The following is a 21,985-nucleotide window of genomic DNA, read 5'->3' on the forward strand; positions in this document are numbered from 1 at the left end:
TTAACGGTTATCCTCACCAGCCACCAACCATTGGCAAGCGCCGCTGTCTTTTTGGATGGCTTCCAAACGCGATTGATGCGCGGCAAGTTCGTCTTCCTGGCAAGCAATCACTTTCAGGCGCGGTCGGTCGGTGGGCAATTGTGAAACGCTTGCCGCCAAAGCCGCCGCTGCCGACTCGCTGGGATCGACATCCAACAGCGACGACTGCCCGCCGGTCATCAGCAAAAATACGTCCGCCAAAATTTCCGCGTCCAACAGCGCGCCGTGCAGCTCGCGGTGGCTGTTGTCGATGTTGTAGCGTTTGCATAAAGCATCCAAGCTATTGCGTTGTCCCGGATGTTTTTTTCGGGCATAGCTTAAGGTGTCGAACACTTGGCTGTATTGGTCGACTTTGCCCAGCGCCGAAGATTGCCGCGCCAGTTCATGGTTGATAAAACCGACGTCAAACGGCGCGTTGTGGATAACCAATTGCGCGCCACGGATAAAGGCCAGAAAGTCGTCGACGACATCGGCGAAATGCGGCTTGTCTTGCAAAAACGCGCTGGTGATGCCATGCACCGCCACGGCACCTTCGTCAATCTCGCGGTCAGGGTTCAGGTAAGTGTGGAAGCGTTTGCCGGTCAGCCGACGTTTGACCATTTCCACGCAACCAATTTCAATGATCCGATGCCCGTCTTGCGGGTTAATGCCGGTGGTTTCGGTGTCCAGAACCACGAGACGGTCTGCAAAGTTGAGCTTTTCCAAATTGAAGTCCTTTATATAGAAGGTGAGGGGGGATTATAGGTGATTTGCCAAGCGGCAGTTGAATCAAGCCCGCAACTCAGTAACAATGCCCGTTTGAATGCCTTCATTTTAGCAAATCCTATGACAGCAACCCGTCCGATAGTTCTGTGTTTTTCCGGTCACGACCCCAGCGGTGGCGCGGGCGTACAGGCTGATATTGAAACGCTGGTGAGCCACCGTTGCCACGCTGCCAGCGTGATTACCGCGCTGACCGAACAAGACAGCCGCAATGTCAAAAAACTCCTGCCGCAGCAGCCCGAAGACATCATCAGCCAAGCACAGACAGTGTTGGCGGATTTTCCGGTCAGCGCCTTTAAAATTGGTCTGATCGGTCATCAGGAAACAGCTGATGCCATCCACCAGATCATCAGCCAATACCCTGATATTCCGGTCATTTTAGACCCCGTGCTGGCGGCGGGCGGCGGCGCAGGCTTGGCAAGCGAAGCCTTATTGCAAGCCATCGTGGAAAAATTGCTGCCTTGTACAACGGTGCTGACGCCCAACAGCGAAGAGGCTCGAAAGCTGGCAAACACCGACGACTTGCAAGCCAGCGGTTTGGCTTTGCTGGCACACGGTTGCCGTTATGTGCTGATTACCGGCACACATGAAACCACGCCGACCGTCAGCAACCAACTGTTCCACGACCAACGCCTATGGGAAACCTACCACTGGGCGAGGTTGCCAGCCAGCTACCACGGTTCGGGCTGCACCTTGGCTGCCAGCATTGCCGGCTTGGTCGCCCACGGACTGGACCCCATCCAAGCCCTGCAAGAAGCGCAAGAATACACCTGGAACGCACTCGATCACGCCTATTGTCCCGGCCAAGGCCAACACAACCCCGACCGATTATTTTGGATGGAAATCGAATGACCGCCAGCCTTAAATTTCCCAACCGTGGCCTTTACGCTATCACCCAAACTGAAGGCAAAACCCCGGATGCCATCGTTGCCGAGGTTGAAGCCGCTTTGCGTGGCGGTGTCCGCGTCCTGCAATACCGTGACAAAAACCCGCAGGATGCCGTTGCCCTCGCCAGCCGCCTATTGGCGCTTTGCCACCAGTTCCAAGTGCCGTTGCTAATTAACGATAATGTCGAGCTAGCGCAACGCATTGGCGCAGATGGCGTGCATTTGGGCAAAGACGACGGCGACATCGCCGCCGCCCGAAATCAACTGGGCGGTCAAGCCATCATTGGCGTGTCCTGCTACAACAGCGTGGAACGCGCCCTTGCCGCACAAGCACAAGGCGCAACTTACGTGGCGTTCGGGCGGTTTTTTCCGTCCAACTCCAAACCGCTTGCCGCCCCCGCGCAATTGCAAACCTTGCAACAAGCCAAAGCCGTCATCCACTTGCCCATCGTCGCCATTGGCGGCATTTTGCCAGACAACGGCGGCAGCTTATTAAAGGCCGGTGCCGATGTGTTGGCAGTGATCGGTGGCGTGTTCGACCACGCCCCAGAACAATCCGCACAAGCGTTCCAAGGTTTGTTTGTATGAAAACAGCGTTGTTGATCTTGCTGCTGGCGTTATCGGCCTGTGCCGCCAACACACCCACGCAAGCCCCCAACAGCGGCAAACAACTCGCCTTCAACCGCAACAAAGGCAACTGCCTGGCTTGCCACGTGATAGCCGATGGCGAATCGCCCGGCAACATCGGCCCGCCCCTCGCCAACCTGGCTAACCGTTTTAAAAAAAAACAACAACTGCGCGCGCAAATTTGGGATGCCCGGCAATTCAACCCCGACACCAGTATGCCGCCGTTTGGCGCGAACAAAATTTTAAGCGAAGCCGAGCTGAATGAACTGGTGGAATATTTGTGGGGTTTGTGAAGTGTCCGAAATAGGGTTTGGATTTTTGTCTGGTAGATTGGCGCTAGCCTAATACTGATTGCCTATATGTTACTGTTGCTGCTTGGGCTAGCCTTTGTACGTGAGGCGACATATTGGCAAAGTAAATAATTTTTGTATCCCTTAATTGCAATGACACAACCTGTCGCTACCCCATGCTATCGTTTAGCCATGTTCAATCATACGGCAGAACACAATGGCAAAAACAACTGCAAGCTCCCATGAAAAAGTCTCGGTGCGCCTTGCCGAAATTCTCATTAAACTGAATCGGGGCGAAAAACTCGACCCACGCCAACTTGCCGAAGAGTTCGGCGTGACCTTACGCACCATTCAACGTGATTTGCTTGAACGCTTGGCCTATTTGCCGTTCAGCAAAGACCAGCAGTATTTTGTCCTCGACCCTTATTATCTGGGCAAACTCTCCACTGCTGACATTCAACGCTTCGCCAGTCTGTCCGGCATCAAAGCTCTGTTCCCCGCTTTGAGCGATAATTTCCTGCGTGAGATTTTCGACACCCGTGTCAGCCACGCGTATTTAGTCAAAGGTCACCATTATGAAGACCTGCGCGAAAAAAGCGGTGAATTCAAACAACTGGAACAAGCCATCGTCCAGCATCGGCTTATCCACTTCCTCTACAAAGCCAAAACTTACACCTCCATTGCCCCCTACAAACTGGTCAACCATAAAGGCATCTGGTATCTAGCCGCCAAAGACGAATACCAGATTAAAACCTTCTGTTTTAGCCAATTAAAAAGCATCCAGACAGACGAGCGCACCTTCACACCCGAAGCTGATATTAACGCGTTGATTGAACAGGAAGACAGCATTTGGTTTGGTGTGGAAAAACGCGAAGTCGTGTTAAAAATCGACCGCAGCGTCGCCGCTTATTTTAAACGCCGCCCCGTATTGCCCAACCAACAGATTGATAAGGAGCTTGAAGACGGCAGTTTGATTGTGTCAACACGAATTTCTCACGACAACCAAATTCTGCCGATGATTAAATACTGGGTGCCAAATATAACCATCATTGCCCCCAATGAATTGCGCGACAGCTTATTGCAAAGCCTGCGTGAGTATGTGGGCAATGATGAAAATAAGTCCTAAGGCTTTGTCGTCCTAATGTATTGGGTTACGCTACCCTGACAATTATTTTCAGCTTGATTTTTTTAACCATCAATAAACCAAGGAATATCTTATGAGCCATGCACGCAACCCCGTTGTGATCGATAACGCCACAGGCCATATTTTGGCTGATGATGAACAAGAGCAAATATCAGAACAACCCTCAGCCGAAGCCGACCAAGCCACCACGGAACTATTCGGTGACGAAGACAACGCCAAAAAAACCACTGGAGTGATTGTCCATTTTGTCGAATCCTACAGCCGCAACAAAAACATGCTACCGCTTGCAGTCTGGTTGGAGCAAACTTTTAGCGAATATCCCGATATTTGGGCAGATGCAGCAGAACGTCAGGCTACGGCATTACAAATCATTGAAAAAATAGAGCAAAACAACCAAACCAAAGCCGATTTGTATGCCCATTTAGACAAAGGCAAAAGTCGCGAGAGTTGGCTGGCGAAAAAAATCGAACAGGGCGCAAGCAGTGGTGGTGTGGCGGAAGTCGGGACGTATGCACAAAGTATTGATGCGGCACTGGAAACAGCGAATAAAACCATGCGTGAACAAGTGCATAAAAAAGGCCTCGACAGTAATGGTAATCCAATCGTTAATGGCAATTGGCAACTGCACGGCCTCATTGCCGAAGCCGACTTAGCCAACCAATTCAACGTCAACGCCCGTACCTTAGGTTCAAGCTTAACAGCGGAAGTGCCCAGCACCACAACCTTGAACTCACCGGATATTGTTATCAAAGACGCATCGGGCAATGTGCTGGAACATGTCCAAGTCAAGTTGTACCAACCCAATCAGACAGGGCTTAACAGCCTGATCCAAAACATTAAAGAACATAATTACGACAGCCAAACCACCCTTGTCGTCAATAAAGAACACGTTGCCGCCCTACGCGAAAAGTTTCCTGATCTGAAAATCGTCAGCGAATATGAAAAAGGCGGTGTCAATATGAAGGTGGGTGAGTACACCGACTACAAACAGCAACAAGCCCAAGCTCAATTGGAAGCTGAAATTAGACAATACAATTGGAACGATGCCAATCGCCTGACCATTGCCAAAGAAATCGGTAGAAAGGCCTTAATTGCAGCGGCGTTCAATGCAGGTTTCCAAGGCGCACGGATTCTGGGGCGGCGGGCGTGGAATGCGCTGAACGGAAAAGAAAACCGCTCCGCCAACGAAGACATGCAAGAATTTTTCACCGCATCCTTGCAAAGTGCAGTTAATATCGGTGTGCAAGTCGCCGTTTCTGGCGCGTTAGTGGTGGCAGCAAAAAGCGGCTGGCTAAAAATCCTGCAAAACACCCCTGCCGGACAAATCGCTAATATCGCCTATATCGGACTGGAAAATGCCAAATGCCTGTACAAACTCGCCAAAGGCGAACTTAACCCGTTGGAAACACTGGACGCGATGGGCAACGTCACCAGTACCGCCGTGGGTGGTCTTGCAGGTTCGGTAAAAGGCGGCGTGGTTGGCTTCGCCTTAGGCGGCCCGGTCGGCGCATTTGTCGGTGCGGTGGCGGGCGGCATCGCAGGCAGCGCGGTGGGCGATTTGATTTATAACGGGGCGAAAGCTGTTGCCAAAACTGCCGCAAAAGTGGTGGAGTCGGCTTGGGAAGGAGCAAAATCGATAGTGAAAAGCCTTGCTAACACATTGACATATTGGTTGCCTTGGTAACCAGCTAAACCTATTACCTAAACACATCTTCCATTAACTCAACAAAACCAGCCATTATGACTAAAGCGATAAAATTCAACTTACTGTTAGACAAACACCCCGTTAGAGACTTAACTGATTTACGCGCAAATTTCAATTTGGATGATTTATTAACCGCATACCATAGCCAAGTGCTGCACCGTTGGCTGGAAGTGCGCGGGTTAAATGCGGAACTCAGCCAATTGCAGGACATCACGAGTAAAAATGAGCTAACTATTGCCCGCGCCTTATGCCAGTTATTCCATGCAGACATCAGCGAAGCACATATTCAAGCGGCAGTGTATCCATTTGAATTTCGGGAACAGCAGCGGCAACAGCTTGAAGCACTCACTAACCAGCAATTCCAAAGAAATGCGGTCATCAACAGCTATCACGCAGGTTATAAACAACTCTGTGAAGAGATGCTGCAAAAAGCTGAAGATTACCCATTTTTAAAAGCCGCTGTTAATACCCTTTGGACCGATTATGAACAATTGTTCCGGGTGGATTTTGATTTGTTTTTCGCCTTGTTTATAGAAAAAAGCCCGCTGACTCTGTTTACCATGCTGGCAAATGAGGTCTATCGGCAATCGGCTTTGTTTGATAAAGAACGTAAAGAAATAGCTTTTTTAAAAATACCTAACCCTTATACAGAAGAAGAAGGTGGTGTAGTTGCTATGGCAGGTGAGGGTTATGATTGGAAAAAAATTACCGACCAAAAAGTTATTGTAAAAAAAATTACTAATTCGTCGGGTCATGTAAAAATTAAGGAAAATAATTCTGGTAGAGAGTACGCAGCCAATAAGGGTAAATATATTGGACAAATATTCAACGGATTAATTTTTTATTCTTACGGCTCAACGGATGCCATAGAGTACGCATTAATCACAAGAAAATCTCAACCCTTACATCCGCCCTACCAATCCTATACAGGTCATACCGACGGCTATTGGAAAGACTTACAACCCAAAGGCACGAAATGCCTGATCTTAAAAATGGAAGTTGGAAACTTTATCCGCAATGCCAACAAAAACGGCGAAGAATTCAACGCTGAAGCGGTCAATAAAGACTTTTTGATTCTCGATGGCATTGATTACAAAAGTAATAACGCTGACCACGCTTTAATTTACATGGTGATTTAACAATGGAACTGAACGCCACCCAAAAATTAGCCAGTTATGTCGATGCCTTGCGCCCTATCATTTACATCAACAGCTTTGACTTTCAAGCGGTGGATGCTTTAATCGCCTCTGCCCGTAAAGGCTTTGACGTTTATGAATATAACGAAGCCAATAAATATGTCGATTTTGTCACCAAAGCCCCTAAGCACAGCTACGGCTTAAATGATTTTCTTGCGCTGTTGGATGACAATGAAGAGAAAAAAGCCTTTATTATCTTAAAAGATGTCCATCATCAGCTCAATAATCCAGAAATTATTGCCCGTTTAAAATCCATTGCCTTAAAAACTATTTATCAGGCTGATGTGTATGTCACAGTTTTTCTAGTCAATACCACTTTAGTGATCCCGCCCGAATTGGAAGCGATGATTACGGTTTTTGATATTCCGCTACCGAATCATGCGGATATTCTTGCCACGATCCAAGATTATGCACTGGGTTTTAAATTGGCCTTAAGCGAAACGGTCTTAAATGAATTGGCGGTGTCTTTTAAAGGCTTGAGTGATTTTGAAATCCGGCAAATTCTTAATTTGGCCTATCAGGAAAGCGGCACGATAGACGGCAACGATAAGCAGCTTATTTTGAATGAGAAAGAACAAATCATTAAAAAATCTGGGCTGCTGGAAATTATTCATGTTGAAGCGAATTTAGGTAGTGTCGGTGGTTTGGAAAAACTCAAAGATTATCTGACCGCGAAAGCCAAGATTTTTAATAACCTGGGTGAAGCGAAAAAATTCGGTATTGATTTGCCGAAAGGTTTGTTGATTGTCGGAATGCCGGGTTGTGGCAAAAGCCTGACCGCCAAAGCCACCGCCAATTTGTTTGCCGTGCCGCTATTGCGTTTGGATATTGGCAAGTTGATGGGTAAATATGTCGGTGAAAGCGAGGACAATTTACGCAAAGCCATCAAAACCGCCGAAGCGGTATCGCCGTGTGTGTTGTGGATTGACGAACTGGAAAAAGCCTTTGCAGGCGTTGGCGGCACGGGCGGCGGCAGCGACATTACCACGCGCTTGTTCGGCAATTTTTTAACCTGGCTACAAGAGAAAGAAAGTTCGGTTTATGTGCTGGCAACGTCTAACGATGTCTCGCAATTACCACCGGAGTTTTTGCGTAAAGGCCGTTTTGACGAATTGTTTTTAGTGGAATTGCCCAATGCCGAAGAACGCCGTCGAATCTTTGAAATCCACCTTAAAAAACGCGGTAAATTCAGCCAAGCGATTGATACGATTAAATTGCTCAAAGAAACCGATGGCTTTAGCGGTGCGGATATTGAAGCGGTGGTTAAAGAAACCATTGAAGCGGCGTTTGTTTCCGATGATAAAACCGTAACTACCGAGAAGTTGCTTACGGCTATCAGGGAAACAAAATCCATTTCCGTAACGCTGAAAGATAAAATTGAAGATTTGAAAGAAATATTTAAGAAGTTTGATTTTAAGGCGGCGAATTGAGATTGAAAAAACTTTTCGTGTGAACCTCAGGCACAGAAGTTTGAAAATCGGTCTGCATAGAAAATCATAAGCAAAGTCAAATCTAGAACTTAGCAGCCAGCCTTGAGGATGTCCGCTTTACATTGGGCGGTCGTATACATTAATTTTTAAAAAATATTCAACCATGATTCCAGCAAAGCATTGGGTCGAAACGCTCACACACACAATTCATCGATATTTCATATGGATAATTATCACTTCCTATTTTATCGCTGCCTTACTGCCAGGATTCGGTATTTGGATTCGTGAAGTTGGGTTGGGTGGCATCGTTTTGTTTCAAAATAAAATAGATTTTTCCTTACCGCCACTGATGCTCTCGTTATTGTTGTTCAATGCAGGTCTTGGGGTCAAAACCAAGGAGCTTACCCAATTGGCACACAAGCCCTGGGTGCTATTAAGCGGTTTATTGGGCAATGTAGTGACTTTATTATCGGTATCAGCTTCATTATGAAGTTCTGGCATAACCCAGAAGAAGTACAGCATATCCTTGTTGGACTCGCGTTGGTCGCATCTATGCCGATTGCTGGAGCGTCCACGGCATGGGCTCAGAATGCCAATGGCAACCTTGCTTTGAGTCTAGGCTTGGTATTGCTCACCACCTTACTCAGCCCATTACTCACACCACTAGTTCTGCATGCTGTCGGCTTCGTGACCACAGGTGATTATTCTGAAGATTTACACGAAATTGCTTCTGATGGTGTGATAACGTTTCTGGGTATTTGGGTCATCCTGCCGTCCTTGCTCGGCATTTTGGCGAATCTCCTCATCGGTGAATCACGACTTGCCAAGGTAAAATCCCCTATAAAACTCATAAACTATTGCATCCTGTTGTTGCTGAATTATTCCAACGCCTCGTTAAGCCTGCCCAAAGCATTGTCGCAACCTGACATCGACTTTTTGGCCATTATGTTGGCAATTGTTGTTGCTCTGTGTCTTGCTACATTTGCTACTGGTTATCTGCTGGCGAACATTTTCCGTACAAACCGCAAAGATATGGCTTCGTTGATGTTTGGTCTTGGCATGAATAACAATGGCACAGGGCTAGTGTTGGTATCAGTCGCTTTAGCCGACCACCCGCAAGTCATGTTGCCTATTATTCTTTACAATCTCGTCCAGCATCTCATTGCTTCATTTGTTGACTTTGCTTTGTTTCAGCGTGGAGCAAGCGCGTAGGGTTCGCATCGCGTACCTTTTAAAAATTTTCGTTATTTTGTTTTATTCACAGCTTCAAGCCTTCGCTGGGTTTTTTCTGGTGGTACACCTTTTAGCTCTGCGTTGGGCGTAGTCGTTTCATGAACTTACCTCTGTGTTTCATCATTTTAACGGTTCTAATCATGGGTTGTAATTCAAATGCCAATGAGCCTGACAACCAATTGATCCAACAAAACTTCCAACAGCACTTTAGCCGTTATGAAGAGCTGCTGAAAATGTTCCGCGCGGATTCGGCTGAATCGAATGTTAGTTTCGTGAGCGCGGAAGACCCAAGTCGCACACGGTGCAACCTGAGTCCGAGTAAAAATAGTTGCAGTTTAAATATCGGAAGGTGGAAAAAATACCAAAACCTCCTGCGGCAATCGGGTGTTCTTTGGATTGAACACAATAGCCCAACCGATCCATACTATTTTGTAACTTACTACGAACCCATGCTTATGAACGCCAGGTTGAAAGGGGTTGTTTTTTCTGAAGAAAAATACCCTCAGGATTCTGCATATCATTCAAATCAGCAAGGGTGGCCTATTCAAAATGGGTGGCATGTATTTCTAATAGTAGATGGGTAGTTGTTTTGTGTTGCTGGTTGTGGTTTTTTTCGGCGCTGCGTTTTTCAGCTTAGCGTTCGCAAATTTGTTAATCAGAAATTTAGATGTGGTGCTAATCGCACTTCAGAGCAAATTGGTCTGTTTTGAAATTCAAATTTAATTCAAGGTAAGTGGCTTCGCGAAAGCCCATTAGGCTTAGTGTACATTACCGTAACATTGGGGGTGCTCGTGTCATTCATTGCTGTACTCTTTGCTATCGCAGCCCTTTGGGCTCTGGTGTCCGGTCAAGCTCGTTGGTTTACAGGCGACGTTACACGGAAGAACAATCCCATCGCTTACTGGAGTTCTGTACTGGTATGTGCACTGGTTGCCGGACTATTCCTATCTCTTGGCCCCGTGCGCTAACACGGAAGTTTAGGTGATGTTATGAACTCAATCGATGGATGTAGCCCGATGTGTTGGGGTTTGTTCATCACCCCAATCTACGATATTAAGTACCGTTTGAATTAAAAACCAACCTCTGTAAGGTACCCATCGCGTACCTTCTCAAATCTTTCCGTTGAACTTACCTTATAGAGGTACGCAATGCGTACCCTACCGCCGGATACCTGACCGCTCTAGCTGATTTTTATCTTGATTGATGAGCTGGGTTTGTATGGCACATTGTTTTCAGGCATTTGTGATGGATGCCGCAGCTGATAAAATCTGTGCGATCACCCGCTAACTAAAAGCCAAGCCTATGCAACCTTTTCGCCGACAATTTTTAAAAAACACGCTGGTGTTATTCGCCAGTGCTTGGTTTGCCCCTGTAGCCCAGGCTTTATGGCCTGCGGAAAGCTTTAAACCGAACCTGCTGGAGGCCACGCTTAAGCAGTTGTTCAACGGCAAAGCCATCACGCCAACGGACAAAATCGACATTAAAATCCCGTTGATTGCCGAGAATGGCGCGGTGGTGCCGATTACCGTCACCAGCAGTTTGCCTGCCGTGCAAAAAATCTATTTGTTGGTTGAAAAAAACCCCATTCCGCTGGCGGCGGTGTTTGCTTTGTCGGAAGGCTTGCAGGCTTTTGTGTCGGCGCGTTTAAAAATGGCGGAAACGTGCGACGTGTGGGTGGTTGCAGAAACGGCGGAGGCGTTGTTTAGCGCCAAGGCCAATGTGAAAGTGACGATTGGCGGCTGTGGGGGCTGATATGGCAAGCATTAAAATCCGCGCGAAATTGCTTGATGGCAATACGCAAATCCGGCTGCTGATTGCCCACCCGATGGAAACGGGACGCGCCATCGACAAGCAAACCCAACAAAGTATTGTCGCGCATTTCATCCAAACGCTGACGGTGCGCCAAAACGGCAAGCTGATCGTGCAAACGGAGATGGGGTCGGGCATTTCCAAAGACCCGTATTTTGCTTTTATGGTCAACGGCGGTCAGCTGGGCGACACCATTAGCGTGGAATGGCAAGACAATTTGGGGCAGCGCGATGCTGTTAGCGATACGGTCAAATGAGGCGTGTTTTAGCCGTTGCGCTGCTGTTGCTTACCCTGCCTTTGGCGGCGGATCCGCTAAGCGACCAAAACCAGTGGCGGCAGTATTACCAAAGCCGCTTTCCGCAACTTCAATTGCAAGATTATGCCCATGGCGTGTATGCCATTGATGAGATTGCCCGCAGTTCCTGGCAGGCCATCGAAGAATTCCCGCCTTACCAACCCGCCATCGACCACGGCGAGGTTTTGTTCAACACCGCTTTTAAAAACGGCAAGCGTTACGCGGATTGTTTTGATAACCAAGGTTTGGGAATTGCCCAAACGTATCCCCGTTGGGATAGCCGCAAAGGCAAAGTGCTGACGCTGGCGCAAGCCATTAACGATTGCCGTGTCGCCAACCATGAAGCGCCGCTTAATCTGCTAAAAGGCGAAATTACTGAATTGTTGGCTTATCTGGTGTTCACCTCGCGCGGCAAAGCCATTGACGTGGTTGTGCCGGATAACGACTCCCGCGCTTTGGCGGCTTACCAGCAAGGCAAAGATTTTTATTACCAACGCCGTGGGCAATTAAATTTTGCCTGCGCGACTTGCCACGTGCAAAACGTCGGCAAAAAACTCCGCACCGAAATCCTCAGTCCGGCATTAGGACACACCAATGGTTGGCCCACTTACCGCCTAAAATGGGGGGAGATGGGCACGTTACCGCGCCGTTTTCTGGAATGTCTTGAACAAATCAAAGCGGCTGACGAGCCATTACCGCCGCAAGCATTGACGAATTTGGAATATTTTTTGACGGTGATGGGCAACGGCATTGCCATCACCGGCCCGAGTACCCGCAAGTAGGCTTCTTCGCGCTTTTCTGTGCAACATACAGAGAATCTGCCGTTGTCGAATAGTTATTCTATGATTTGCTTGGCTAATTGGCAGCCTGCTTCATACAGCGGGTGGATGACAAAGTTGGCACCCAAGCCTTCCAGCTTCTGTTTTTCTTCGGCATGGAAGCAAATCGTGCCAATTTGTCCGGTGAAGCCTTTTTGGCGTAATTCGCTGACTGTTTTGCAGCGCAGCCCGAATTCTGGCATGGTCAGGATAATGCCTTTTAAGCGGTTTAGCGGCAAGCGTTCCCATAATTCGCTGTCTTCGGCGTCGCCGTAAACCACCCTTAAGTTTTTGCCGATCACTTTTTTTAGCACAATCGGGTCGGAATCGATGCCCATCACCCGTTTGTCTTCCTGATGCAATGTCAAATAAGCCGCCACACCCATGCGTCCCATGCCCACAATCAGCCATTCTGCCCGACCAATGGTTTCAGGCAAGCGGTCCGGATGGCCTGATTTTTTCTCAAAACGCGACAGATAAGGTTCAAGGATTGAAAAAATCGGTTTGGAAAAACGGTTTAAAGGCGCGGCTAACGCCAGCGAGCCGGCAACCGCCAAGCTGATGATGGTTTTCCAATCGGGCGACAACAGGTGCGAGGCAACCATCGCATCGGTGGTGATTAAGGCAAACTCACTGTAAGTCATCAGCACCAGCGAAGACACAAATGCGGTTCGGGCCCGTAAGCCGGACAATAAAAACAGCATAAAAAACAAAATGCCTTGCAGCGGCAAAAACAGCAAAAGCTTCAAGGCTTCAAGCAAGTCGTGTTGGTTAGGCAATTCCGCCAAGCCGATCTGTAGAAAAAACGCCACCAACAACAACTCTTTAATGCTCCAAAGCTGATGCGCCAAATCTTCAGATTTAGGGTGCGACGCTAACATCACGCCCGTCAGCAAGGCGCCAATATCAGGCGCAATGGCAACCGATTCCGCCAAAAAACCTCCGCCTAAAGCCAAGGCAACACCCAATAGCAAACGCAATTCGGCAGCATGGCTAATGGTGAGGAAAAAATGGGCGACAGGTCTTAATAGCGGCAAGAGCAGCAAACACAATGCCCAAGGCGAGGGCTGTTTGCCTTCTGCCAAAGCCAGCAGGGCAATGGCGACAATGTCTTGAAAAATCAAAATACTCAGCACGTCACGACCATGCAGGCTGGACAGTTCGCTACTGTCTTCCAAGACTTTGGCTGCCAGCACCGTGCTGGAAAAAGCCAAGCTTGTTCCAAGGATTAACGCGCCGGTGACTTTTTCGCCCAAGCCAAAAAATACCGCGCCAGATACTGCGCTGACTATCAGCAAATGCAGTCCGCCCACGCTTAAGACTTCGCGCCGCAACAGCGAAGTTAATTTGATTTTCAAACCCACCGTAAACAATAAAAGCTCAATGCCAATATCAGCCCAGTGGCTTAGGTTAGGCATTGCACCAATCTCAAAGGCATTGAGCGCATAGCCTGCCAGCAGATACCCGACTAACGGCGGGAACGACAGGCGGCTGGCAATCAAGCCCGCCAGGTAGGCAGCACCTAAGCATAATAATTCTTGCATAACTCTCCGTACTTGAATGGGGGTAGGGTAGGACACATGGGTTTTAGTATTGGGGTTTTAGGGTAGATAAACAAGCAATCTACAGCCATTTTTGCCCATCCGATTAAAGGGTCAAAAAAACAAACCTTGGTTGATTTGAACCTTCCGAATATTTCCCCGCTTTTGTATATGTTTCATAAATAACATAAATTCAATGTCTTATGTTGATTATTGAAGTTGGCACATTAATCGCTTACTGTCTTATAGCCGCCTCAATACAGCTGTGGAGAAGGACGATAGCGGCTTAATTTTCTAAGCACCGGTTGTTTGGAAAACCAAAATTTGCGTAGGGCTTACCGAATAAGCCTTCAAAAACCACTAAAAACGGATAACGACATGAGCAAACACCACTACAAATTACTCGGCGCAGCGATTATCAACTTGGCTGTTATGACAATGTCGCCTGCTGCACAAGCGGTTGACGATCTGGCCCAAGACTCCGGCAGCTGGTTGCAAGCAGTAGGCGAGGGTAGTTTGAAAGTGCTAGACCCCAGCTTGGAAAAAGGCCGTATTTGGCTGGAGGGGCAATCACGGTTTAACAATGATTTCGACCATTGGTACCAAGGCATGGTGCGGACAGCGGTGGGCTATTCGCTGAGTGACCGCGCCACGATTTGGGCGGGCTACACTTGGTTGCCCACGCAAAACATCGGTAAAGACTTGGTTTCGCAACAAGATGTCTGGCCTGCATTCCGCTACGTGATGCCAACCAGCATGGGTACTTTGTCGTTTAGGACAATGGTGGAAAGCAACTTTATCCAAGGCAGCGAAGTGCGCGTACGCCCCCGGCAAATGATTAAGCTGATCCATCCGTTAGATGTTGAACCGCGCTTAAGCCTGATTGCGTGGGATGAGTTTTTTGTCCGCATCAACTCCACCCAATACGGCGGGCAATCGGGTTTCGACCAAAACCGCGCTTTTGCCGGTTTAGGATGGACGTTCAACAAAAGCGTACGCGGCGAATTGGGTTATATGAACCAATATTTGGATGACAATACCCATAACAATAATACGATGCGTCATTTGCTGATGGCCTCGGTGTTTGTCAATTTTTAACGGGCTTTCATGTTAAAGGCGTAAAACATTCCTTTAACGCCTTTTAAATAAACCAAACCATTCAATAACGATGAAAAACACCGCCAGCACAAGCAATCAAAATCCGACCAAACCTTTTTGGTGTACATCCGTTGTTGAGCAATTTGTCGAACTCGACACTTCGTTACAAGGCTTAAGTGCGGGTAAAGCTCGGCTAAGATTGGCAAAAGTCGGTGCAAACCGTTTAAATAAAGGCAATGAAACCAGTAATTTACGTTTGTTTTTGGCACAGTTTAAGAATGCCATCATTTTAATTTTGTTGTTTGCGACCGCCTTGTCGTTTTTTTTGCACGAACACGTCGATGCCGCCATTATTCTGGTCATCGTCATGGTGAGTGGCTGTTTGGGGTTTTGGCAGGAGAAAGGTGCGGCGGATGCCATTCGGCAGCTGCTGGCGATAGTGCAAATAACCGTGCGGGTTTTACGCGACGGTGTCGAGGTTGATATTGCCGCCGATTTAATCGTCCCTGGCGATCTTGTCGTTTTACACGCAGGCGATGTCATTCCGGCAGATTGCTTGCTCATGACAGCTGACAATCTGTTTGTAGATGAAGCCATCCTGACCGGCGAAAGCTATCCTGCCGAAAAACTGCCCGGTGTCTTGGCAAAAGATACGCCGCTTAGCCAGCGCAGCAATGCGTTATGGATGGGTACGCATGTGCAAAGTGGTTCGGCGACCGCCTTGGTGATTGCCACCGGTGCCAACACCGAGTTTGGCAAGCTTTCGCAACGGCTTAAATTTAAAGCCCCGGAAACCGATTTCGAACAAGGCGTGCGGCATTTTGGCTATTTGTTGATGGAAGTGACCTTAATCTTGGTCATCCTGATTTTTGCCGTCAACGTTTTCCTTGCCAAGCCCGTTATCGACTCGTTCTTGTTTGCGCTGGCGTTGGCGGTGGGATTGACGCCACAATTGCTGCCGGCGGTCATCAGTGTCAATTTGGCGCGTGGTGCCAGCCGGATGGCGGAGAAGAAGGTGATTGTCAAACAGCTTGCCGCCATTGAAAATTTTGGCAGCATGAATGTGCTGTGTTCAGACAAAACCGGTACGCTCACCGAAGGTGTGGTGCATCTGCACGGCGCATTCGATGTGAATGGTCAGGTGAGCGATAAAGTCGCCCGTTATGCTTATATTAACGCGATGTTTGAAAACGGCTTTGCCAACCCGATTGACGAAGCCATCCGCCTAGACCGCCAATTTGATCTGCAAGGATTTGAGAAGCAAGCAGAAATTCCTTACGATTTTTATCGCAAACGCCTCAGTATTTTAATTTCCGAAGGGACAAAAGCCACACTTATTACCAAAGGCGCGTTGGCGAACATCCTTAATGTGTGTTCCGAAGTGGAAATGGCGAACGGAGAAATTCTGGCGATAGACGATGTTCGTGCGCAAATTGACCAAGATTTCCAGACTTACAGCCGTGAAGGCTACCGTACTTTGGGCTTGGCTTATAAAAGTATGGGCGAGTCGGGTAAGTTGGAGAAAAGCGATGAAGCTGACATGCGCCTGCTGGGTTTTTTGCTGTTCCGCGACCCACCTAAAGCCGGTTGTGCGGAAACCATCACGCAGTTGCGCGATTTAGGCGTTGCCCTAAAAATCATTACCGGTGACAACCGCTTGGTAGCGGCTACCATCGGCAAAGAGCTGGGCTTAGGTGGCGAGTCATCGGCTAGCCACCGCGAACTGGCTGCCCATGAAATTTTAACCGGGCCTGAAATTGAGGCGATGGGTGATCTGGCTTTAATCAACAGAGTCGGTACCGTGCATTTGTTTGCCGAAGTGGAACCCAACCAAAAAGAACGCATCATCATTGCCCTAAAAAAAGCCGGTTATGTGGTTGGCTACATGGGCGATGGTATTAATGATGTATCGGCTTTACATGCCGCTGATGTCGGCATCTCGGTTGAAAGTGCTGCCGATGCCGCCAAAGAAAGCGCGCAAATCGTCTTGTTGGAAAAAGACTTGAGCGTGCTGATACACGGCGTCAAAGAAGGCCGCATTACCTTCGCCAACACCCTGAAATATGTGTTTATGGCGACCAGTTCCAATTTTGGCAATATGTTCAGCATGGCGGGGGCGTCGTTGTTCCTGCCATTTTTGCCACTGTTGCCCAAACAAATCTTACTGACCAACTTGCTGACCGATTTGCCGGAAATGACCATCGCCACCGATAACGTCGATAGCGATATGGTGGCCCAACCTCGGCGTTGGGATATTGGCTTTATCCGCAAATTTATGATGACGTTTGGTTTGGTCAGCTCGCTGTTCGATTTTCTGACTTTTGGGCTGTTGTTGTTGATGGACGTCACGCCCGAACAATTCCGCACCGGCTGGTTTGTTGAATCGGTGGTGTCGGCGGCTTTGATCGTCTTTGTGGTGCGCAGCAGCAAACCTTTCTTTAAAACCCGACCAGGCCGCTATTTGCTGCAAGCCACATTATCCATTGTTGTGGTTACTATTGCCTTGCCTTATTCGCCCATTGCGCCACTCATTGGGTTTGTACCGCTGCCCTTATCGCTGATGGCAATGCTAGGCTTGATTGTCGCCTTGTATTTGGCAAGTGCGGAACTGGCTAAAAACATTTTCTATCGGCAGGTAAGGGTTTAGTCATGCCGTGTCTAAAATCATCATTCATAACGAGTACGTTGACATAAATACAGCTTTATCTATTAATTCGTTACCCTTTGTTGCACAGGAGCATCACTTGAAAACACTAAGAGCTTCATCCCTCAGTCCGATTTTTTATCGTCCGGCACAGCTACGCGGCTTGATATTCTTGGGTTTGCTGTTGATGGCCTTGGGCATTTTGGGCGGCATGATCTGGCGTAATCACCAGCGTTTTGAATCGGTGCTGTCTTATGTTGATTATTCGCACCGCATCCAGCGCGTTTCGGCGGGTTTACAGCAAGTGCTGATAGGCTCTCAAACCGAGCAAACTTTGGCGGATGTTCCGGTTGCTTTAGCGCAGACGCTGTCGGAAATGGATGGCCTTATGCTCGACAGCCATTATTTGCTTGAAACAACGCATATCCGCTTGCAACGGGTCAAAAATATGCTGATGGCATTGGAACAATTGGATAATCTGGAAAAAAATGCACGCTTGCTGGAATCGCTAAAAATTATGGGCGAAACCCTGGATTTTGAAACCTTGCAACGTGAAAAGTTGTTGGAAGACATCAATCTTGATACTCAAAATGAGCTGTATATTGCGTTGGTTATTTTTACGGTGATTTTGATTAGCGCCTTCTTTTTCTTGAAGATTCAAATCCTGCATCCGCTCAACGACTTGAGGCGCTTATTGGAACGTTTGACCCAAGAGGATTTCACCCCTATCAACACCGACCATCTCGACCCGTTGCTGTTGCCGGTCTTTGTCAGCTATAACGATATGGTCAACCATTTGGCGGATTTGGAAGAAGCCAACCGTTTGCACGCGCAATCGCTGCAAAAGGAAGTCAAATTGGCGACACAAGCCTTGTTGGAGCAGCAATACAGTTTGGCGCGTGCCGAACGTTTGGCGGCGATTGGCGAAGTGGCGGCGGAGTTGGCGCACGAAATCCGCAATCCGTTGGCGGGCATTCAAATGGCGTTTAGCAATTTGCGCAAGGAAATCGATAATCAAGAACAAAACCAACGCATGGAACTGATTGGCGAAGAGCTAAAACGTTTGGCGAGATTGCTGAATGACATGCTCGACCAAAGCCGGCATTCGCCCGAAGCGTTTAGTGTTTTCTATTTTAAGCGGTTGATTGCCGATTTGACGGTGTTGGCGCGTTATCAAATTGCCGAAAACATCCATTTTTATATCGACGTACCGACGCATTTGTTAGTGAATTTGCCCGAAAGCGGTATTCGTCAGGTGCTGCTAAACTTAATTCTGAATGCGGCGGATGCTTTGGAAGGCAAGGCCGGAACAATCACCATTTGTGCATTGCCACGTCGCGAAAATTTGGAATTGTATGTTCAGGACACCGGCACTGGTTTTTCCGAAGAAGTGCTTAAGCAAGGCATCAGGCCTTTCCGAACCAGCCGCCAGCATGGCACGGGCTTAGGCTTGTCGATGGTGCAGCGTTTTGTCAAAGCCATCGACGGCAGTATCGTGCTTAGCAATGTTTTACCTCAAGGAGCGAAAGTGCTCATCGTTATACCCCATTGTATTTCAGGAGATAAGCAATGAAGAACAACCTTCTCATCATCGAAGATGAGCGACTACTCGGCTCGGAATTGGCCCACCATTACCGGCAACTGGGCTGGGATGTGGTCGTGGCGACCAGCCTGGAACAAGCCCGGCAGCTATTGAATAGCAAAACTATCGAGCCCTTGTTGATCCTGTCGGATATGAATTTGCCCGATGGCAATGCGCTGGATTTTATGGAGGTCATGAAAAAAACCGTCAGTTTTGCGGAATGGCTGTTTTTGACAGGTTATGGCAGCGTACCCGATTCGGTGCGGGCTTTACGCTTGGGCGCGTATGATTTTTTGGAAAAGCCTTGCGATTTGGACCGTTTGGATTTGGTGATCGCCAGTGCCGTCCGCAGTGCCACTATCCAGCGACGGGTGTTGGAGCAAACCCGACAAGGCCATCGGCGCTATTCGCCAGAAGCTTACGCCGGACACAGCAACCAAGCGATTGCTGTGCGTGAGCTATTGGCAAAATTGACAGAAGTACCGTTCAGCGCGCTGATTATTGGTGGTGAGAGCGGCACAGGCAAAGGCTTGGTGGCGCGTATCCTCCACTACGGTGGTACCCGCGCCCAGCAGCCGATGATTGAAGTCAACTGCGCTGCGCTGCCGCGTGAACTGTTGGAATCAGAGTTGTTCGGTCACGAGCCTGGCGCGTTTACGGGCGCCGCCGGACGTCATCGTGGCTTTTTGGAACAAGCCGATGGCGGCACCTTGTTTATGGATGAAATTGGCGAAATGCCGTTGGATCTGCAAGCGAAGCTGTTGAAAGTGATTGAAGATCATAAAGTGCGCCGTTTGGGCAGTGAAAAAGAAATATCGGTTGATGTGCAAATTGTTGCTGCCAGCAACCGCGATTTGGCGGCCATGGCAGAGGCGGGCAGTTTCCGCGCCGATTTGTATCACCGATTGAATGTGTTTAGGGTCAATTTGCCGCCGTTGCGCGATGCAGTCGAAGACTTGGATGAGCTAGTGCCATTGTTTGTCTCCGAATATAACGCCAAAGCGGGGCGGCGGGTCAGCGATATTCCTGCTGCTGTTTGGCAAAAACTGAAAAGCCACCATTGGCCCGGTAATGTCCGTGAATTGCGTAATGTCATCGAGCGTTGCGTTTTGTTTGCCGATAATGCGGTTTTCCCAGGGCAGTGGCTGCAATTGCCAGGCCAGAGCCAAGCCAGTTTTGCGGCGGCAAACCAGAATGCCATTTGTTTGCCCTTGGATGGCACAATGGCTTTGGATGATATGGACAGGTTTATTATCAAAACCGCATTGGAACGGTCCGACAATAATGTTGCAGCGGCGGCACGGGCTTTGGGTACAACCCGCGAAACTTTGCGTTATCGGGTGCGAAAATACAATTTAATAGCCAATGAAAGTGCCAACAAAGAGGAATGATCTCGAGTTTTTGTTAAATTGGCCACAGTTAAAAAATTGATATTTGTTAAATTACAACAGAGGTATAGCTATTAAGGCTTTCATTTTGTTATCAATTACGTTACCATGCGCTTGTAGATCGTCTTATTTTTACAACAAGTTTTGGTTTTTAGATAAATTGCAACAGCGATTCATCTGCCATTCATTGGACAAGCTGTAACTTTAGTCGCAAGAAATTAACCATGCATCTGATGTGATGATTAACTTCTAAATAACACTCGCTGGGTGTCTCTAATTATAACTAACAGAAGCAGGGTCGTTTATCCGTCTGTTGTCAATTTTGATGTCAGTTTTTAACTTCCTTACAGAGGGCTTTTTATGAACAAACAAACTTTACTGGCTGTAGCGTTAACTGCTGCAAGTGCTATGCAAATGGCAAGCGCCGAAGAATTTCTTGATAACAGATGGTACGCCTCGCCATTCGGTACATTCATCTCCCCAGGTGGTAATGACCTTCATCGCGGTCAACATGAAGGTTGGGGCGCAGGCTTAGGTATCGGTAAAATCATCAACGAACATTTCAACGTTGAAGTCAGAGGTATCTACGATAGCTTTGTCAGCAAAGACGGCGATTGGGATTCAGCGGGCGCCACTGCCGACGTGCAATACTACTTGTCACGCGGCAAATTCGCCCCTTACGGCGTTTTGGCCTTGGGTGGTTTGAACACTAGTGTTGGCAACAAAGATGCCGCTTCTTTCATCATCGAGCCAGGCGTAGGTTTGACTTATGAAGTGAATGACAACTTCTTGTTGCGCAGTGATGTCCGTTACCGTTACAACGATTCTGAAACCTTGTTCCCAGGCACTAAAGCAAATGACGAATTCCACGATGTGGTTGTCAACGTTGGCTTTGTTATCCCATTTGGCGCAAAACCAACTGCGGCTAAAGTTGAAATGCCAATGCCTGCACCAACGCCTGCTCCGATTGCCAAAGCTGTCGACTGCTCCACTTTAGATGAAGACGCTGACGGCGTTAACAACTGTGCGGACAAATGCCCAGGCACTATGTCTGGCAGCAAAGTGGATTTCGACGGTTGCCCAGTTAGCTTGGAATTGAAAGGCGTTAACTTTAAAGTTAATTCCGCACAATTGACCCCAGGCGCAATGGCTATTTTGGACCGTGTTGCCACAAGCTTGATGGGCTACCCAGAAAAGAATGAAATCGAAGTGCATGGTCACACCAGCAGCGAAGGTTCTACTGCCCACAACATGAAATTGTCACAAAAACGTTCACAATCTGTGGCGGACTATTTGAAAATGCGTGGCGTTACCAACCGTTTGGTTGCTAAAGGTTACGGCGAATCGACTCCTGTTGCTGACAACAGCACCGAAGAAGGCCGTTCAATGAACCGCCGTGTAGAATTGGTTTGGGGCAACTAAGCTCTAAATTGAAAGCTTAAGAAAAACCCGCCTGATGGCGGGTTTTTTTTTGCCCAAAAATAATCAGAAGCCAAG

General features: G+C 48.2%; 20 protein-coding genes. 18 read left to right on the top strand and 2 right to left on the bottom strand.

Annotated features, from left to right (window positions below):
• Positions 1-744, bottom strand: a complete 744-nt coding sequence (dnaQ, locus tag ACYQ1O_RS14235) for a DNA polymerase III subunit epsilon (RefSeq protein ID WP_459992651.1) — start codon at positions 742-744, stop codon at positions 1-3.
• A 120-nt stretch (positions 745-864) separates the two neighbouring features.
• Between dnaQ and thiD the strand changes: the two genes are divergently transcribed.
• From thiD to soxA, 13 genes are all read left to right on the top strand, one after another.
• Entirely contained in the window at positions 865-1,653 is a 789-nt protein-coding gene (thiD, locus tag ACYQ1O_RS14240) for a bifunctional hydroxymethylpyrimidine kinase/phosphomethylpyrimidine kinase (RefSeq protein WP_459992652.1), read from the top strand.
• Positions 1,650-2,276, top strand: a complete 627-nt coding sequence (thiE, locus tag ACYQ1O_RS14245) for a thiamine phosphate synthase (RefSeq protein WP_459992653.1) — start codon at positions 1,650-1,652, stop codon at positions 2,274-2,276. Before thiD ends, thiE begins: the two co-directional genes overlap by 4 nt.
• Complete coding sequence (gene soxX, locus ACYQ1O_RS14250) at positions 2,273-2,608, top strand: sulfur oxidation c-type cytochrome SoxX (RefSeq protein ID WP_459992656.1); 336 nt, start codon at positions 2,273-2,275, stop codon at positions 2,606-2,608. The genes thiE and soxX overlap by 4 nt, the downstream gene beginning before the upstream one ends.
• Before the next feature lie 214 nt (positions 2,609-2,822).
• Complete coding sequence (locus ACYQ1O_RS14255; RefSeq protein ID WP_459992658.1) at positions 2,823-3,731, top strand: helix-turn-helix transcriptional regulator; 909 nt, start codon at positions 2,823-2,825, stop codon at positions 3,729-3,731.
• A gap of 91 nt (positions 3,732-3,822) precedes the next feature.
• On the top strand, positions 3,823-5,433 hold the full coding sequence (locus ACYQ1O_RS14260) for a hypothetical protein (protein WP_459992659.1): 1,611 nt from the start codon (positions 3,823-3,825) through the stop codon (positions 5,431-5,433).
• Positions 5,434-5,654: 221 nt separating this feature from the next.
• Positions 5,655-6,593 (top strand): hypothetical protein, encoded by a 939-nt coding sequence (locus tag ACYQ1O_RS14265; RefSeq protein ID WP_459992660.1) that lies wholly within the window; start codon positions 5,655-5,657, stop codon positions 6,591-6,593.
• A 2-nt stretch (positions 6,594-6,595) separates the two neighbouring features.
• A complete protein-coding gene (locus ACYQ1O_RS14270; protein WP_459992661.1) occupies positions 6,596-8,080 on the top strand; it encodes an AAA family ATPase in 1,485 nt (494 codons plus the stop codon).
• A 163-nt stretch (positions 8,081-8,243) separates the two neighbouring features.
• Positions 8,244-8,570 (top strand): hypothetical protein, encoded by a 327-nt coding sequence (locus ACYQ1O_RS14275; protein WP_459992663.1) that lies wholly within the window; start codon positions 8,244-8,246, stop codon positions 8,568-8,570.
• Positions 8,567-9,292 carry a bile acid:sodium symporter gene (locus ACYQ1O_RS14280; protein WP_459992664.1) on the top strand — a complete coding sequence of 242 codons (726 nt, stop codon included), beginning with the start codon at positions 8,567-8,569 and terminating at the stop codon, positions 9,290-9,292. Before ACYQ1O_RS14275 ends, ACYQ1O_RS14280 begins: the two co-directional genes overlap by 4 nt.
• 119 nt (positions 9,293-9,411) lie before the next feature.
• Positions 9,412-9,897, top strand: coding sequence for a hypothetical protein (locus tag ACYQ1O_RS14285; RefSeq protein ID WP_459992665.1), 486 nt, complete (start codon positions 9,412-9,414; stop codon positions 9,895-9,897).
• 718 nt (positions 9,898-10,615) lie between these two features.
• Positions 10,616-11,065: a thiosulfate oxidation carrier protein SoxY gene (soxY, locus tag ACYQ1O_RS14290; protein ID WP_459992666.1), complete on the top strand. Its 450-nt coding sequence runs from the start codon at positions 10,616-10,618 to the stop codon at positions 11,063-11,065.
• Position 11,066: 1 nt separating this feature from the next.
• Entirely contained in the window at positions 11,067-11,378 is a 312-nt protein-coding gene (soxZ, locus tag ACYQ1O_RS14295; RefSeq protein ID WP_459992667.1) for a thiosulfate oxidation carrier complex protein SoxZ, read from the top strand.
• A complete protein-coding gene (gene soxA, locus ACYQ1O_RS14300; protein ID WP_459992668.1) occupies positions 11,375-12,199 on the top strand; it encodes a sulfur oxidation c-type cytochrome SoxA in 825 nt (274 codons plus the stop codon). The genes soxZ and soxA overlap by 4 nt, the downstream gene beginning before the upstream one ends.
• 53 nt (positions 12,200-12,252) lie before the next feature.
• On the opposite strand, the gene ACYQ1O_RS14305 is transcribed toward soxA, so the two are convergent.
• Positions 12,253-13,779: a cation:proton antiporter domain-containing protein gene (locus tag ACYQ1O_RS14305; protein WP_459992669.1), complete on the bottom strand. Its 1,527-nt coding sequence runs from the start codon at positions 13,777-13,779 to the stop codon at positions 12,253-12,255.
• 375 nt (positions 13,780-14,154) lie between these two features.
• Here ACYQ1O_RS14305 and ACYQ1O_RS14310 point away from each other — a divergent pair, with 375 nt between their 5' ends.
• The 5 genes from ACYQ1O_RS14310 (at position 14,155) to ACYQ1O_RS14330 (ending at position 21,910) form a co-directional block, all read left to right on the top strand.
• The gene (locus ACYQ1O_RS14310; protein ID WP_459992671.1) at positions 14,155-14,874 is read left to right on the top strand and encodes a DUF2490 domain-containing protein; all 720 of its coding nucleotides are present in this window, start codon (positions 14,155-14,157) and stop codon (positions 14,872-14,874) included.
• 70 nt (positions 14,875-14,944) lie between these two features.
• Positions 14,945-17,521 carry a magnesium-translocating P-type ATPase gene (mgtA, locus tag ACYQ1O_RS14315; protein ID WP_459992672.1) on the top strand — a complete coding sequence of 859 codons (2,577 nt, stop codon included), beginning with the start codon at positions 14,945-14,947 and terminating at the stop codon, positions 17,519-17,521.
• A gap of 97 nt (positions 17,522-17,618) precedes the next feature.
• The gene (locus ACYQ1O_RS14320) at positions 17,619-19,091 is read left to right on the top strand and encodes a sensor histidine kinase (RefSeq protein WP_459992674.1); all 1,473 of its coding nucleotides are present in this window, start codon (positions 17,619-17,621) and stop codon (positions 19,089-19,091) included.
• Positions 19,088-20,491 (top strand): sigma-54-dependent transcriptional regulator, encoded by a 1,404-nt coding sequence (locus tag ACYQ1O_RS14325; protein ID WP_459992676.1) that lies wholly within the window; start codon positions 19,088-19,090, stop codon positions 20,489-20,491. Before ACYQ1O_RS14320 ends, ACYQ1O_RS14325 begins: the two co-directional genes overlap by 4 nt.
• A 357-nt stretch (positions 20,492-20,848) precedes the next feature.
• Positions 20,849-21,910 (top strand): OmpA family protein, encoded by a 1,062-nt coding sequence (locus ACYQ1O_RS14330; protein ID WP_459992678.1) that lies wholly within the window; start codon positions 20,849-20,851, stop codon positions 21,908-21,910.
• Positions 21,911-21,985: the final 75 nt, after the last annotated feature.

This window comes from Methylosoma difficile (genome assembly GCF_054657615.1).